General features: G+C 37.4%; 16 protein-coding genes and 2 pseudogenes. 9 read left to right on the top strand and 9 right to left on the bottom strand.

The annotated features are described in order from the left end of the window. The first annotated feature begins 62 nt into the window (after positions 1–62). The 4 genes and pseudogenes from IYQ23_RS06970 (at position 63) to trpB (ending at position 3846) form a co-directional block, all read left to right on the top strand. The gene (locus IYQ23_RS06970) at positions 63–626 is read left to right on the top strand and encodes a YutD family protein (protein ID WP_195674482.1); all 564 of its coding nucleotides are present in this window, start codon (positions 63–65) and stop codon (positions 624–626) included. 40 nt (positions 627–666) lie between these two features. Further along, positions 667–1749 (top strand): 23S rRNA (adenine(2503)-C(2))-methyltransferase RlmN, encoded by a 1083-nt coding sequence (rlmN, locus tag IYQ23_RS06965; RefSeq protein ID WP_195674481.1) that lies wholly within the window; start codon positions 667–669, stop codon positions 1747–1749. Further along, entirely contained in the window at positions 1742–2272 is a 531-nt protein-coding gene (locus IYQ23_RS06960; RefSeq protein WP_195674480.1) for a VanZ family protein, read from the top strand. Before rlmN ends, IYQ23_RS06960 begins: the two co-directional genes overlap by 8 nt. A gap of 384 nt (positions 2273–2656) precedes the next feature. Beyond that, a pseudogene (gene trpB / locus IYQ23_RS06955) lies at positions 2657–3846 on the top strand (tryptophan synthase subunit beta). Between the two features lie 160 nt (positions 3847–4006). Here trpB and IYQ23_RS06950 read toward each other — a convergent pair. Next, on the bottom strand, positions 4007–4666 hold the full coding sequence (locus tag IYQ23_RS06950) for a prepilin peptidase (protein WP_195674479.1): 660 nt from the start codon (positions 4664–4666) through the stop codon (positions 4007–4009). A gap of 153 nt (positions 4667–4819) precedes the next feature. Here IYQ23_RS06950 and IYQ23_RS06945 point away from each other — a divergent pair, with 153 nt between their 5' ends. Next, entirely contained in the window at positions 4820–5347 is a 528-nt protein-coding gene (locus IYQ23_RS06945) for a Dps family protein (RefSeq protein ID WP_003032411.1), read from the top strand. Between the two features lie 213 nt (positions 5348–5560). On the opposite strand, the gene IYQ23_RS06940 is transcribed toward IYQ23_RS06945, so the two are convergent. From IYQ23_RS06940 to IYQ23_RS06910, 7 genes are all read right to left on the bottom strand, one after another. Next, positions 5561–7264 carry a recombinase family protein gene (locus IYQ23_RS06940; protein WP_195674478.1) on the bottom strand — a complete coding sequence of 568 codons (1704 nt, stop codon included), beginning with the start codon at positions 7262–7264 and terminating at the stop codon, positions 5561–5563. Between the two features lie 61 nt (positions 7265–7325). Further along, positions 7326–7493, bottom strand: a complete 168-nt coding sequence (locus IYQ23_RS06935; RefSeq protein WP_195674477.1) for a hypothetical protein — start codon at positions 7491–7493, stop codon at positions 7326–7328. Beyond that, on the bottom strand, positions 7477–8274 hold the full coding sequence (locus IYQ23_RS06930; RefSeq protein ID WP_195674476.1) for a replication-relaxation family protein: 798 nt from the start codon (positions 8272–8274) through the stop codon (positions 7477–7479). Before IYQ23_RS06930 ends, IYQ23_RS06935 begins: the two co-directional genes overlap by 17 nt. Before the next feature lie 92 nt (positions 8275–8366). Next, positions 8367–10586, bottom strand: coding sequence for a type IV secretory system conjugative DNA transfer family protein (locus IYQ23_RS06925; protein ID WP_195674475.1), 2220 nt, complete (start codon positions 10584–10586; stop codon positions 8367–8369). Between the two features lie 2 nt (positions 10587–10588). Then, positions 10589–10756, bottom strand: coding sequence for a hypothetical protein (locus IYQ23_RS06920; RefSeq protein ID WP_195674474.1), 168 nt, complete (start codon positions 10754–10756; stop codon positions 10589–10591). 156 nt (positions 10757–10912) lie between these two features. Next, positions 10913–11107, bottom strand: a complete 195-nt coding sequence (locus IYQ23_RS06915; protein ID WP_195674473.1) for a hypothetical protein — start codon at positions 11105–11107, stop codon at positions 10913–10915. Between the two features lie 10 nt (positions 11108–11117). Then, positions 11118–11378, bottom strand: coding sequence for a hypothetical protein (locus tag IYQ23_RS06910; RefSeq protein WP_195674472.1), 261 nt, complete (start codon positions 11376–11378; stop codon positions 11118–11120). Positions 11379–11620: 242 nt separating this feature from the next. On the opposite strand from IYQ23_RS06910, the gene IYQ23_RS06905 reads away from it, so the two are divergent. After that, positions 11621–12556 (top strand): DUF2806 domain-containing protein, encoded by a 936-nt coding sequence (locus IYQ23_RS06905; RefSeq protein ID WP_229311957.1) that lies wholly within the window; start codon positions 11621–11623, stop codon positions 12554–12556. A 123-nt stretch (positions 12557–12679) separates the two neighbouring features. Then, positions 12680–13984 carry a hypothetical protein gene (locus IYQ23_RS06900; RefSeq protein ID WP_195674470.1) on the top strand — a complete coding sequence of 435 codons (1305 nt, stop codon included), beginning with the start codon at positions 12680–12682 and terminating at the stop codon, positions 13982–13984. A gap of 24 nt (positions 13985–14008) precedes the next feature. On the opposite strand, the pseudogene IYQ23_RS09595 reads toward IYQ23_RS06900, so the two are convergent. Next, positions 14009–14149, bottom strand: a pseudogene (locus tag IYQ23_RS09595) (IS30 family transposase); the annotation flags it as partial. Between the two features lie 162 nt (positions 14150–14311). Here IYQ23_RS09595 and IYQ23_RS06895 point away from each other — a divergent pair. Both IYQ23_RS06895 and IYQ23_RS06890 read left to right on the top strand, forming a co-directional pair. Next, entirely contained in the window at positions 14312–14956 is a 645-nt protein-coding gene (locus tag IYQ23_RS06895) for a recombinase family protein (protein ID WP_195674469.1), read from the top strand. 267 nt (positions 14957–15223) lie between these two features. Further along, positions 15224–16075: an LPXTG cell wall anchor domain-containing protein gene (locus tag IYQ23_RS06890; RefSeq protein WP_195674468.1), complete on the top strand. Its 852-nt coding sequence runs from the start codon at positions 15224–15226 to the stop codon at positions 16073–16075. The last annotated feature ends 162 nt before the right edge of the window (positions 16076–16237 follow it).

Genomic DNA, 16237 nt, shown 5'->3' with positions numbered 1-16237 from the left:
AAACACTTCTTTTTATGGTAAAATAAGATAATACAAGTAAATAACGCTTATAAAGGATAACTATGCGAAAAGAAATTGCACCTGAATTATATAATTACAATAAATTTCCTGGACCGGAATTTCGGCAAATAGGAACAAAAGTGATGGCTGAGACAATTGAATTTGATTTGGTGGACAACTACAAAGAAGGTTTTGATGTCACAGCTTTTAATCAGCGTTTTTCAGATATTTTAACAAAATTTGATTATATTGTTGGCGACTGGGGCAACGAGCAGTTGCGTTTGCGTGGATTTTATAAAGATGACAAGGCAAATGAAAGCGAGGAAAAAATCAGTCGCTTAGAAGATTATTTGTTAGAATACTGCAATTATGGTTGTGCTTATTTTGTCTTGGAAAATTTACAGCCGCGTCGCGCATCGTTTGATAAAAAATCACATCACAAAAAGGAAAATGAAACCAAGCCACGTCGTCCTAAACAAGCTCGCTCCTATAAAGAAGAGCAACCCAAGCGAGAAAATCGCCAGCGCAGTAAGCGACAAAATCAAAATCAAAGAGCAAGAAAGCAAAATTCAACGAAGCAACAACAAACAAGCAGCCAGCGCCATTTTGTTATTCGTCAAAAATAGTGTATGGAATGGGGTTTTGTAACGAAATGAAGGAGAAAAAATGAAACCATCGATTTATAGCTTGACCCGTCAGGATTTGATAGATTGGACAGAAAGTAAAGGAGAAAAGAAATTTCGAGCTACTCAGATTTGGGAGTGGCTTTATCGCAAACGGGTTCAGTCTTTTGCAGAAATGACAAACATTTCAAAGTATTTGTTGGCAAAATTAGAAGATGAATTTGTTGTCAATCCACTGAAGCAACGAATTGTGCAGGAATCGGCTGATGGAACAGTCAAATATCTCTTTGAATTGCCAGACGGTATGTTGATTGAAACAGTTCTCATGCGTCAGCACTATGGTCTGTCGGTCTGTGTAACTACTCAGGTTGGCTGCAATATTGGCTGTACTTTTTGTGCCAGCGGGCTGATTAAAAAGCAGCGTGACTTGAATAACGGAGAGATAATGTCTCAGATTATGCTGGTACAGAAATATTTTGATGAGCGTGGACAAGGTGAGCGCGTCAGCCATATTGTGGTTATGGGGATTGGCGAGCCTTTTGATAACTATGACAATGTTCTCAAGTTTGTGCGAACTGTCAATGATGACAAGGGGCTGGCTATCGGAGCTCGTCACATTACGGTTTCCACTTCCGGTTTAGCACATAAAATTCGTGATTTTGCAAACGAAGGAGTGCAGGTTAATTTAGCTGTTTCTCTTCATGCACCCAATAATGAATTGCGTTCTAGCATTATGAAAATCAATCGTGCTTTTCCAATTGAGAAGCTATTTGCAGCGATTGAATATTATATTGAAACGACTAACCGAAGGGTTACTTTTGAGTATATCATGCTAAATAAAGTCAATGATGGAGTAGAACAGGCCCTGGAATTAGCAGCTTTATTGAAGAATATCAAAAAGCTATCGTATGTCAATTTGATTCCTTACAATCCAGTTAGCGAACATGATCAATATAGTCGCAGTCCCAAAGAACGTGTAATGGCTTTCTACGATACTCTGAAAAAGAATGGCATTAACTGTGTTGTTCGTCAAGAGCATGGTACGGATATTGATGCAGCTTGCGGTCAATTGCGCTCAAACACCATGAAGCAGGACAAGGAGAAAGCTCTTACCAAGCATGCTTAAATTGAACAATCTATTGAAAACAGATGGTGAATTAACCGTTAAGGGACGTACTTTTCTTACTTGGGGAAGCATTTTCTACATTTTATTATTATGTCTAACATGTTTTCTCCCTCAAGTGCCAGAAAAGGGAATGGAGACGCCGGGGATTCAGCAGTTTGGTCGTATTGTAGTGCTTCTCATTCCTTTTAATTCTTTTATCAATCTTGGGCAAATTACTTCTCTATATCAATTGATTAAGGTTTTCGTGCAAAATGTGATGAATATTTTTCTGCTGAGCCCACTGATTTTTCAGCTTCTCTGGTTGTTTTCGAACTTGCGAAATACCAAACGTGTACTCTCTGTCAGCTTTGCGATAAGCCTTTTCATTGAATGTACACAGATTTTGTTAGATATTTTAATTGATGCCAATCGTGTTTTTGAAATAGATGATTTATGGACAAATACATTAGGCGGATATCTGGCTTTTCTGTTGTATAAGACTTGTGTCAGCCATTGGAAAGATAAGTTTCTGACTTCTAAATAAAAATAAGAGTCATTGTTCGGATTTAGGATGCTTTTCCATGGTTTTTTCACTATTTTATTGATAGAATGGTAGAAAAACTCTATAATAATGCTCAAACATCAGAAAAGTAGTAAATTGATACTTCCAGAGAGCTTGTGCTAGGTGTAAACAAGTAGTAGATATTTATGAAATGGACTGATGTAAATGATATGAATTTGAAACAATAAAAATTCGGTGTGCACACCTTACAGTGCAGCTTGTTGATAGACAAGATAGAGATATGCGGATAAGGTCTACTTTTCCCATGATTGAGGTGGCACCGCGCTCATATGCCCTCACACAGTTTTTGTGTGGGGGTATTTTGTTGTTTAAATTCAAGAATACTAAAGATTGTGAGGAAACATCATGGTAGAAAATAAAGGAGATTTTGGTCAATTTGGTGGTAGCTTTGTACCGAAACTGATTCAAGTTTTATTAGACGAGCTAGAGGGGACATTTGAAAAGTATAAAAATGATCCAGAGTTCCTAGCAGAATATCATCATTATTTAGCAGATTATGCAGGTCGAGAGACATCGCTTTATTTTGCAGAAAGTTTGACGGACTACTTAGGAGGTGCAAAAATCTATCTCAAACGAGAAGACTTGAATCACCTAGGTTCTCATAAATTAAACAATGTTTTAGGGCAAATTCTCCTAGCAAAACGAATGGGTAAGCCAGAGTTATCGCAGAGACTGGAGCTGGTCAACATGGAGTAGCAACAGCTGCAGCTAAGTTTGGCATGAAATGCGATGTATATATGGGTGCAGAAGATGTGGAACGTCAGCGATTGAATGTTTTCCGAATGGAAATGATGGGAGCAACTGTCCATGCGGTCGAAACAGGGACTAAAACATTAAAGGATGCGGTGGATGCTGCTTTTGCTGCTTGGATGACAGATTTAGATGCTTTTTATGTCCTGGGTTCGGCTGTTGGTCCTCATCCTTATCCAACGATTGTGCATGAGTTTCAAAAGGTTATTAGTCAGGAATCCCGCCGTCAAATTCTAGATAAGGAAGGTCGTCTACCAGATTATATTATTGCCTGTGTCGGCGGAGGTTCTAATGCAATTGGAGCATTTTCTGAATACGTGGCAGATAAAGAAGTCAATTTAGTTGGTGTTGAAGCAGCTGGTCATGGCTTGGATACAGATAAGCATGCGGCTACAATGACTAAAGGGTCCATTGGAGTTGTTGATGGCATGAAAACGTATGCTGTATTTTCAGAAGACGGTCAGGTGGCTCCTGTTTATTCTATTTCCGCTGGATTGGACTATCCGGGAGTTGGTCCTGAACATGCCTTTTTTAAAGATTTAGGTCGAGTTGAATATGTGGCTGCGACAGATGACGAAGCAGTAGATGCACTGTTATTGTTGACACAAAAAGAAGGGATCCTTCCTGCCATTGAAAGTTCCCACGATATTGCAGAAGCAGTTAAACGCGCGCCTCGATTGAGTAAGGACAAGATTATTATCGTCAATGTATCTGGGCGCGGCGATAAAGATGTAGCCGCTATTGCTGATTATTTAGAAAAAAGAAACATGAAAAATCAAGAGTGAAATAGACGATCATGATTGCTGGTACATTATTCCCCAAAAATTATGAAATCTGGGAAGATTATGTCTAAAAACTAAAATTTGAAAATTGTAATCATCGCTCTCTTATTTCGAGAATCTGGATACATCCATCCTAGCCTCATGATAGGGTGTCATTCTAATTTTATTGAAGTAACAACTCATACATAAGTAGAACAATCACTCCAATCAAAAGACAGGGAACGAAAGCTATCCTGTCTTTTCTCTTTTTTAAGCAAAAGAGACATAAGCCCACTAAGCTGGCAATTTGAATCAGCCAAATAATCTCTGTCAACTTGAAAATAGTTGAACAAGAAGCTAGAAAAAGAAAATCTCCTGCACCGATACGCAAATCAACGAAATGAGCCAAAATTCCAAGAGCTAAAAAAATAGTCATTAGAAGATTAAAACCTACCAAAAATAGGAGAAGAAGATGAAAGAACAACCAAATGAGGATAGGATATTCCTGTTCTCTTTGATCATAAAGAGCTAGTGTAATTCCCATTATGAGCAAGACAAGTTGGCTGATAGTTAAGTAGCTTAAGGAAGTTGCGAGAAAGAGTAAACTACCTACCAACTCTAATATCAAGTAGTGAATGGGAATTTTTGACTGACAAAACCGACAGCGCAGTCGATTGATAAGCTGTGAAAGGACAGGGACTAAATCACGAGGTGCTAATTTCTGCCCACAAGCATTACAATGACTGGAAGGAACGATAATGGACTGTTCAGGAAAGCGATCAACAACCAGCCCTAAAAAAGAAGCCACAATGCTTCCAACCAAGAAAAAATAAAAATGAATCATACTTTTTTATTCGCAAATAATTCTAAAAAATTGCAACTTTTCTAATAAAAGAAATTTCTGAGTTCAATCATTTGACTTTCTTATTTAGAAACATTATAATTAAACTATAATCAAAAAGATTAGAATCATTCTAAATAAAAGCGAGGTAGGATAATGGTTAATCTAAAAAATGAAGCAGCAAAAGATGTTGCAACTTTCTCAAGTGTTGAGTCTTTCAGTAAGTCTCTTCCCAAAACAAAAGCAGTTTTAAACCAAGTGGTAGCGGATTTATACACCGCTCACATTGCTCTTCACCAAGTACATTGGTATATGCGTGGAGCTGGTTTTATGGTTTGGCATCCTAAGATGGATGAGTACATGGAAACCTTGGATACGACTTTGGATGAAGTAAGTGAACGTTTGATTACTTTAGGTGGAACGCCGTATTCAACTTTGAGTGAATTTATCCAACACAGCAATATTGAAGAAAAAGAAGGAAAATTCAGTAAGAATGTTGCAGAAAGTTTGGAACGTGTCATCGAAATCTTCCGTTACTTGGTAGGCCTCTACCAAGAAGCTCTGGATGTAACAGATGAAGAAGGGGATGATGTGACCAACGATATTTTTGTCGGTGCAAAAGCAGAACTTGAAAAGAATATCTGGATGTTAACAGCAGAAATCGGTCAAACTCCGGGTTTGTAAGTAAATTTTTGAGAGTAGAAAATAAATTTTTAAAATCTTTTAGAATTTAAGATAAGTTTAAGGAGGTGGCGTTATACTAACATCATCAGATGAAGACCTCCTAACTTTATTTGATAAAAATCCTAAACTTTTCTTTTTCATAATAATCTCCCTATAAGAGTCGCCCAATAGCTGACCTGACACACAGCAGTTTAGTTAAATGGGGGGTTAATATTAGCGAGCCAATTCGCTTGGCTCGCTTTTTTCGTTGTTTAATTTTCCGATGAAATTGTAATAAATGTCAATCTGAATAATGCGATTGCGTTTCGTACCAGTTGGTTTATGAATCACAATCTTGTCAATCAGCTCATTCACTATCTCAACGGTTAATTCGGGTAGCTTTGTATATTTGGAAATTCTCGCCATAAACTTGGAGATATTCAAGCTATCTTCTTGTTGTTTGGTGAGTTTTTCGGTTAAGTCAGAAATGGAAGTTTGAAGTTGTTTCTGTTCTTCTTCGTAGGCCTGACTTAATTTTACAAAGCGTTCATCTGAAATTTTACCAAGTAGATTGTCTTCATAAAGCTTCTGAATGATGCCGTCAATCTCTTTAAAGCGATGCTCATCTTTTTGAAGTTGCAGCTGCTGACGTTTGTTATCTTTGCTGAATTGAGCTTGGCTTTGCTGTTCTAGCTTCTTCACAAAGGCTTCTTGGTCAAAGCGGGCTTCCTGAATGGTTTGGCGGAGCTTGCCACTTATAATCTCGATCAAAGCGGATTTTTGAATGTAATGCGGATTTTCGCAACCATCAATCGGTTTGCGGTAGCCAGAACACTTGTAGTGGTCGTGGTTAAGTCCATTTTTTTCTTGTGGGCAGAAATAGTGTTTTCTTCCACAAGTTCCACAAAAAACCAATCCCGCAAACAAATTCTCGTGACCAGCCCGATTTTTATACCGTTGATTAGACCTCTTATGACTCCTCATCTTCTGAACAATATCAAAAGTTTCTTGGTCTATAATCGCTTCATGGGTATTTTTGAAAATCAACCAGTCTTCTTTTGGGTTATCTACTTTACGTTTGTCTTTATAAGATTTTGTCCGTGTGCGGAGATTGACCGTATGTCCCAAATATTCTTCACGTCCTAAGATAGCGCTTAAGGTTTCTCGCGTCCAAAAATACGGCAAAGTTTCCACATTTGAGCTGGCGGAAATAGGTTTCAAACCGATTTCGATTCGGTGGCGGTCTGGCTTAAAAATTTTATCTTTTCCTAATCCTTTCGCAATCTCCGAGAGACTTTTTCCCTTTTTCGCCTCTTGAAAAATCCGCTTCACAACTTCACTAGCAACAGGATCAATAATCCAGTTTTTAGGATTGCTTGGGTCTTTGAGGTAGCCATAAGGTGGGTTAGTAGTTACTCGCTCACCAGCTTTGGCTTTAGATTGCACAACCGCTCGAATCTTCTTGCTGGTATCCGCCGCATACATTTCGTCCATTAGACTCTTGATTGGTAAGAAAATGGAGTTGCTCTCATTGGGCTTGTTAGAATCCACGCCATCATTTAAGGCGATAAAGCGGACATCAAAGCTCGGAAAAGTAATTTCCGTTAGTTGTCCGACTTTGATATAAGACCGACCTAAACGGCTTAAATCCTTAACGACGAAGTTTGAAACTTGTCGATTTTCCACCAGTCTAAGTGCTTCCAAAATAGCTGGACGGTCAAAATTTGTGCCACTAAAGCCATCATCGACAAACAAGATAGGATTAGGGAGATTTTCTCTCGCTACCACATCAAGCAGAATTTTCTTCTGATTGATAATTGAGTTACTATCTCCGTCCAGCCCGTCGTCTTGGCTTAAACGACAATAAACCACCGTAATATCTGAAAGCTTCGAAGTATCTACTTGTCTATAATCTGAAATTGTCAAAGTTCTGTTCATGTGTTTTTCTCCTTTTGGAGTTCACACACCTCATACTTCTATTATACCATTTTTACTACTTTTAAAGTAGTGATTTATCGCTTAAAATCAACCTTTCTAGGATGTTTTCAAGATTGCGATTTCCAGTAAAACGGTGACGGATTAAGTAAGTCGTTCGACCAATTCGACAAATTTCATCGGCGGTGCGTGAGGGCTGGTTTGAGTCTCGGTCTTTATTCTTCTGGTTCATTAGCTATTCCTCCCTTGATATAATATGGGTATTCTTCAAGTGTTATTACAGTGAACAGTTCCCAAAAGTTATATAGTTCATGTTGAATAATTTTCGAGATAGCGAGTTTGCGCTTATCATCTGGCACAATCCAGAGCACAAATGGGAAAACTTCCTTTTGTCGCTGTTCAATACCTGAGCGATAATATTCAATATATTTTTTACAAGTGTTCACAATTCTAGATAAGCTTTCGGTGCTTCGGTCTATTTCTAAAAAGTAATGATCTTCATATTCTTGACTAACTAGCTCTAAATAAGCATCGGGCTTTAGAGTTCTGCCTATACCAGAAAGTTTTTGGTAGCTGCGCCAAGAGTTCGGCTCAAAGGAAAAAGTTTCAAGCGATAGCTTTTCTGAATCTCGAACGGTCTCCAGTGTCTCAACAAAGATTTCCGTAATCGCCAAAGTATGTTCAACGTGGTGCTGGGTTGGCTCATATTGATTTTTATAGCGTAAGGTGATACTGTTATCTTGATTTTTAAGGAGCTTTAGCCCTTGAAAAGTAATTTGCCAGACATAGGAAGACGAGCCCCGACGCACGCCACCAATTCTACGTTTCAAGTGCGAAATTAGGCCAGCTTGTTTGAGACTTTGAAGCGCAAAATTAGCTCGGCGAATAGCGGTTTCAAATCGAGCGCTATCCGCGAAAAAGAGTCTAGCTAGTTGGTTGGTAGTGGCATATCTAGCCTGATTTAAAAAGTATAGAATTTGCGTATCTTCATTTGTTAATTGATTCCATTTCATCTGTTTTGTTCTCCATTAAATTTAAAGGTGTGCTCTCCGCAAAATATGCCTAGTTACGGAGTAAGTCGTGTGAGTAAAAATTCTGAAAACCTTTATTTGTCAGGGGTGGAAGATTTTTCTTCATCAACACGATTCGAAGAGCGATTGGAACGCTTTTTCCGTCCAAAATCTGTTAGTTGTTGCGGTGGATTGTTGTCTTTTGAGACCGGTTTTACAAAAGCATGGCTTTCAAATTCAGCTTCAATAGTTGAACTATCTTGCCCATATCTAGTTAAACTATTTAGATATGGTGCACGACTATCTCTCAGTTTTAGACTAGGCGGGTAGGTTTTACCGATAAGCCAGCGGTAGGTGTTAGGAGAGATTTCTGTTCTAATATATGCCCAAAATGGTGGTAAGCTGTAAAAATCTTCTTTATCGATCTCCAGAGTATATTTTGCCATTTCGCGAGCTTCATCAAGATTTAAGCCAAAAACAATTTTATTCGCAACATTAGATTCAATTCCAGCTTTTAACTGGGGTGACATCTGGGCGAGGTGTTGGAAGCCAATATTCCAGCCAACATTAAATTGGCGAGATTGCGAAAGTGCTTCATCTAAGTTAGCGTTAGGGATTCCTAAGAAACTCGGTGTCTCATCAATATAGATAGAGACTGACTGGCGTTTGCTTGGCTCGACTGACGACTGGCGCAAAATTAACATCCAGAGCATCGAAGTAATAAGACTACCGATAAGTTTTGCAGATTCTGAACCAATCACGGCTTTATTAAGGGGAATCAATACAATCTTTCTGGATTGAAAAATTTCTACTAAACTAAAACTAGGTTTACTTTGTCCAAGCATTGCCCGAAGTTGCGGACGAAGTAAAAACTGGCGGAATTTATTCAAAATGGGATTTAACATCTGGTGACGTTGAGCTTCACTGAGCAGTTCAAACCAGTTCCAGAAACTTTCCAGCCCGATTGGGTCTTTTAACTCTCTTAATAGTTTGTTTCGAAAGGACTGATTAGTCAGCAGACTTGGTAGCATTACTAAAGAAGTGTTTGGAATCCTAGCAAGTGTTAGAAAACTATGCGATAGAATATCCAGTGAGTAAATTCCAAAATGTTCAGGATAAAGTCCTTTAAATAACTCTAAAAGATAATCTGCGATAACTTCGGGTTCAATACCGTGTTTTGTGAGTTCAAAGGGGTTAATGCCGACAATTCGCTTTGAAGTGGGTGAAATCACCACAATATCTTCATCGTGCTCAGCTGGTGTGCGCTCTAATAGTTCATGAGTGAGTTGACCTTTGGCATCCACCACAACTACACTATGATGTTTAGATTTTATATCTGATAAAATCAAGTGACTCATGGCGGTGGTTTTGCCGCAACCAGTTGAGCCGATAAAGACAGTATGTTTCTTGCTGGCTTGGGCTGAAATCTGAATCGGTCTAGATTCAGCTTCAATAGTTTGCGCCAGGCTTCTCGTTTTATTTCGATTTAGGTTATAACCCAAGGATGGTGTTGCTAATTTGGGGTGAACGTTAGGAATACCAGCTATCTGTTCTTCGCCAGTTGGCAGGAGCAAAAAACAAGCGAGATCTGAGATTGCCAAACTGTAAGGGTAAGACCAAGGCGGTTGTGCATGGTTGAATCCCTGAACAGCCAAAGGTTTTAGCTCGATGGTAGCTGTAGTTTCTAACATCCTAAAGCTACTCAACAAGCTCGCAAAAAACTCTTTGGCTCGCAAAATACTGCGCGAACTGACACCAAGTCTGATTTCACACTTAAAAGTAGACTGATTCAACTTTTGGCGCATGAGTTTCTTGGAGCTTTCAGATAGTTCAGGAACATTGTTGGTGATTACTTGATACCACTTGGCAGATAAATTCGGCAGGTCTTTTGGTTGTGGACGAGGTGGTGAACCTGTGCCTAGCATTAACTGAACCGTTACTGTCTCATCTGGCTGGAGTATTTTTGCCAGAGATAAACTGGAACGAATCATATTCTCCACTGAATCAGTTTTAAGAGCATAATGGGACTGTTTGATTTTTACTAGACGAGCACTAGTCATCACTTCACGTTTAGGAGCTTTAGAAAACTGAATATTACGGTGTGATTGAATTAACTGGTGGATATACGGTCGGTCTTGGCCTTCTGTTCCCAATAAATAGCGCACCTTATTTTGTTTGATTCGAATTTCAAAGATTACGGCTTTACGGCGACTTAACCCGACAAGTTGCCCCAGCATAGCTTTGACATCATCTATCGCAAACGGTCGCTGCCAGTGAAACTCGCTCCAAGATAAGGCTTCAAACTTCCGTCTCATCTTTACCTCCATTCTTTAGATTTAATAATCCGAAAGGTAAACCAGCCAATGAAGATGAGGATAGCCCCTATAAATAAGACTTGCCAAACTTCCATTAGAAGTTTAACCGCCCAGTTGACTAGCCAAGCGCAGGTAAAAAATCCTAAAATATAAACCAATATTTTCTTCATTCGGCTGATCTCCTTTCTGATGCCAGTTATACAAGAAAACTAGGTAAAAGTTAAATTTCGCTTACCTCAGTTTTTGAAGCGATTGGAATGACTTTTAGACTTTGAAACAGTAGTATATTTCAACATATTTTGTCCTTTTGTCTAGTCCAAATAAGGCTAAAACTTACGCCGTTTAAACAATTCTTTTTGGGCAATTAGGTAGGCTTCTTGAATTTCTTGACGGCGCTGGAGGAACTCCGCCAAAGCCTGTTCTTCTGGTGCTGTATCGTCTTCTTCATCTAGAAAATCCCAAATTGAAAGCAGCAAATACGAAGTTACAAAAATAATGGAAAGAATAAGAAAGATATTCATCATAATACTCCTATTTTAATTTCTCAGTGGTGTAGTGAGTAAATGCTCGAATAACATAATCTGTATAAGCCAACGCTTCGGGATTGTTCTTAATAATTTCAGCTTGAATTAAAGCAAGATTGCCGATTTTAAAAAGAATATCTGAAGCTAAGAGCTCCTGTGCTTGAGTGCTGGCCATCTTATGACTGAGTTCTTTGGCAACTGCTAACTGATACGGATTTGCGATTTGAGTCAGAGCCGTTTCTTTAGTTGATTTTTGTAGTAAATTCATGAGCTTTCTCCTTTAATTTTGATATAATTGTTTTAAGTTAGCTAACTTATGGCTTTATTATAGAAGAGTCCAAACGTGATTTGTTGCCAATAATTGTGCTAAAATCTTGCCAGTTTCGGAGGTGCTTGATGTTTGATGTTCCTAGTCTATTTTCTATTGTTTTAAAACACGCCAATAAAACGACTTGGTCTGATAGAAAGAAAGTTAGTGTCGGCTTGTCGCTCGTCTTACACGAAGACTCTTTGGCTTATCTAGCGGACACAAGTTTTAATAAATTGTTTACAGGGCAAAATAAAGGACGAACCCTTTACGGGATCGTCCAAGATGAGATAACAGAAAAAGGCTTTTCCAGCTACATCTTTCAAGCTGAGAAGCGATTAAGCGACGCCAACTATAAAGAAAATAAGTTTTTGTTGGCTGATGTTTTAGAGGATTTTTTTGAACTAATAGAAGAATCTCAAAATCTGTCAAAGTCCATTTTATTAGGTTTAAAGCAGTCTTACAAACTTAACCACCAAGACCGACCTTATCTTTTTTTGGCTGAGTGTTTATTTTATGCGTTAGCTTGCCAGCACAACAAACAGCAACAGTATATTGAGCCAGACTTTAGCCAAGAAACGGAAGTTGTCTCAAAACCATTAGAAGAGCTTGTGGCACGAGCTAACGGTTATTCGAAGCGCATTACTCAAGACTTAAACCGTTTTTCAGAAGAAGAACTTCAACTGTTCAGAAAAATAGCCCCATTTACTTTCTATGACAATTCTTTTGATGAGTTTTCGGGCGAAGCTGTTTTAGATCACTACTTAATCTCACACGCTGATTTTTTGGATTTGTTCACTAAATATGGCGTTAAAGGCAATGAAGTTTCACGCCTGATTGAATATGGTTTAATCTCTGGTGGTGGTAGACATGAGATAATTGTGGAAAAAGGAGAACTATCTGGCTTCCAGAATGATAACCTCGTCTTAACTTTCACCACTGAATCTGACGAAAGAATAACATTCGAATACAGTGCCTTTCACTTAACAGATACCGCCAAAGCCCTGATTGAGATTTTGGAGATTGAGACTAATGATGAGTTTTTTAGGGAGTTGGGGCAATACTTTCGAAAAGAGCTGAAGGAAATACCTATACAGGTTAATCTTATATTATGTGAGACAGATCTAGATGCTGGCTAGTTTGAAGGAATTGGTGAAGATTTGAAATTTTGTTAGGTTGGAAATTACGAAAATATAATGGTGTCAATATTGTTTAGATATGAAGACGGTATAATTTGGTTGATTTTTTGTTAGGAGGGTATCATGTCGAATATTAATAGTAAAGATAAGCTTTTATCAGTTTTAAAATTAGAGTATGAATATGCTAAAAAAGAACTTTTTTATTATATGGAAAAATTTGATAAAAATGATAATATGAGTAGTATTTCAGTCTCTATTTTAGGGTTACTATTAACTATATATGAAGCTATAAAAAGTGATAAAATACCAATTGACAATAACATAAAGATAATAGGTGTATTCTTTTTATCGATTATTAGCACCTATACTTTTGCTATGACAATTGGTTCACTGTATTATTTAATTTTAAATAGCGCACGACTCAGGTATTTAGAGAATAAGATTAATGAAATTTTAGGAAAAGATGTGTTAAATTGGGAAAATTATTTAATGATAAAAATTCATAAAGTTGATAATTTGTTCTTGGACGGCGGAAGAATGATAAATGTTAATCATATTAAAGCAGTATTTTTCATGATTATTCATATATCAGCTCAAGTTGTTTTTGGATATTTAATTTTCTCCTATTCTAAAAGTTGGTTTGTTGCATATATTATATTTCAAATCCTAACTTTAATATTTATGTTTTCACAGTGGTTCTTTTATTTGAATTGGCTACAAGAGTTTTTCTATGATATAATGAAAAACAAGGAGAAGATTACGAAAAACAACAAATTAGCAAACGGCGTTGGCCTATATATATCACTGTCAATTTTTATTTCAATGGTTTTACCTATGATTATTTTTGCTGGAATTGACAATGCATTAATAGGAAGTAAATATGATTTGCCCTTAATTAAGTACACAAGCATATGGTTTGGCGATGTCTTTATTTTAACAACTTTTAATCTTGTATTTTTTAGCCTAGTATATAAGATCTCTGATTATATAAAAGATAATATTATTTCAATTATGATAGCTTCAATAGTGTCGGTATACATCAATTTTTATACGCACTTTATTCTGTGGACAAGCGATTTAGTGACGGGCTTTATGGATAACATCAGTGGGTTAACTATTTCTGGTTGGATTCATTTTATTTACAGTACAGTTCAAATGTTCTTTATCTTGTTGTTTTTATTTACTCTTCCAAAAATATCTAAAAATCCTATTTATTCGAAAAGTATAAAAATATTAAATTTTCTACTCTTATTCTTTACGCTTCTTCAAATTCCAGATTTTATTATTAGGAATTTTTCTAAATTACAGAGTGAAGAGATTGTGAAACTGGTGCTGTCAGATGGCTCATCTATGTTAACAATTGTATGTATTGGAGTGTATTTTTTAATACTTTATAGAAATAGGATATTCAATCTTTTAAAAAGATAAATTGCAATAAAAAGTACAACATTTTTAAAGCTCATCTCTGAGTGCTTCAAAAGCTGTTTTGTAACTCAAGCATTTTCTGGGACAATGATTCATAGCCAGTAAGGTTTCGCTTAGCGCTTTTTCAGTAATAGTTGCCAAATCGGTTTTCTTAGGAAAAAACTCACGAAATGAACTGTCTTTTAGTATTTATAAAGTGTGTGAACTCATATTCAGACTACTAGGTATCATTGTGCTATCTTATTTGGTCTTTTTCTTTCCCCTAAATTCTTGTTAAACTGAACCTACCTCTGCTACAATGGCAAGGCTAAGTTAAACAAGGAGATAATCGTGACCAAATACTACATCAATAAATTCAATGATCTACAAGAAATCAAAATCGGCTATGCTCGTGTCAGCTCCACGGACAATCGCCAAGAGTTAGGCCTAGAAGTTCAGAAAGAAGCTCTGAAGTCTTGTGATATACTTTTTATCGAAAAAGAATCAGGATCTCAAGATAACCGAGTTCAGTTACTTAAAGCCTTGAAACTAGCTAAAGAACTTAAGCGAATCAACAAACAGGTCTCGCTAGTCGTTTATAAGTTAGATAGACTAACTAGAAAAATGTTTACTCTAGTAAATATATTGGACGACCTAACTATTCATGATATTCAATTAATCAGCCTAAAAGAAAATATTGCGACAGACTCGCTAACTGGAAAATTACTGGTTGTTATTCTAGGATACGTCGCAGAGATGGAACTAGAAGCTATACGCTCCAGAACCAAAGACGGTTTACGTAAAGCTAAGGAACGAGGTGTTAAATTGGGCAATAAAGGAATTTCTAAAACTAAGGAAAAAGAAGTTATTCAACTTTATCAACAGTCAAATCTAACGATTAAAGAGATTTCTCAAACTTCCAACATATCCACGGCCACCCTTTATAATATCTTAAAGCGCAATAACATAAAAACAAAATCAAAAAATACCCTCTAAGTGCTTGCATTTATGAGATAAAATGGTAGAATAAGACTGTCAAAACATTCTAGCAGACGAACGTTTGTTAGAATTCTCAAAGATTGAAAAATTCATTTTCCGAATGCTGGTTTCATCAGGTTTTGCGCCTTTTTGAAGCTAGCATTTTTGTTTTTTAAGCGTTCTATTTGACGTTCGTCCATTAGAATCTACCAAACGACTTGTAGCAGAGGTTATTTGGAGGAGAAAAGTTTAGACTTTCAAAAACAAAAAACGGAGGAAAAACAAATGAAAAAAGTTGCAAAATATGGAATCACCCTACTGTCTGTAGCTGTTTTAGGGGCAGTGACCCCACCGGCAGTGGCCGCTGAGGATACTACTGCTCCCAGGGTTGACGCTCCTGCTGCTGAAACTGCAGCTCCTGCTGTTTCTAAAGTGAGAGTAGGGATCTTTTATGGGGTTACTAGTCCGAATCCAGTAAAAGAGTGGAATATTGAGCTAAAAGAAGGTGAAAGCTATACAGCTGAAGCACCTTCAATAGCAGGATATAAATTCGTGATGGGCGCCCATTATGATGGCGGCCAAGTTCGCGAATTCCACACAAAAACATATACTATTAAATATATGTCTTTCCAAGGGATGCCAGAGGATCAGTCTTTGGCGTTCTATTACGAGCTTGATCCAGAACAACCAGCTCCGAACCCAGAACAACCAGCTGACCCTCAAAAGCCAGGACTAACACCTACGCCAACGCCTGAGCCAACTCCGCAGCCAACGCCAAATCCAAGCGACAATGGCAATAACAGCAACCAAGGTAACAAACTCAATCCGAGCGATAGCAAACCTAAGGACAATGGAAATGGTAAGTCTGAAAACCCAACAGATAATCAAAATCCTGCTAAAAACGGTAACGATTCAACTCCATCCGACAATGGTGAAAAGCAAAATAGTTCAAATCAAGGGGATAATAACAGGGATACAACCAAGCAATCTGAAATTAATAAATCCAATGAAACTACTAAAAATAAACTCCCAAATACAGGTGAAGCCGTTTCTAGCCTAGGATTCCTAGGTGTAGGACTCCTTTCTAGTTTAGGTTTGACTAAGAAACTCTATAAAGGAAGACACGAACGCCACTAATAGTTACAGTTTTAAAAAGGTTATTATAGATAAATAAAATCTGTTTATAGTCTTATAAGGTTTTGTCTGATAATAATATATTTAAAAAGACGGTTATTTGAACCGTCTTTTGTTTTACCTATAAGATGTGTGAACTCAGATTATGTTTAGACTGCTGAGTGT

It is taken from the genome of Streptococcus sp. HF-100, from assembly GCF_015594635.1.
GTDB classification, from domain to species: Bacteria; Bacillota; Bacilli; order Lactobacillales; family Streptococcaceae; genus Streptococcus; species Streptococcus vaginalis.
The sequence above is the reverse complement of the archived record's forward strand: the minus strand, read 5'-3'. Positions and strand labels throughout refer to the sequence as shown.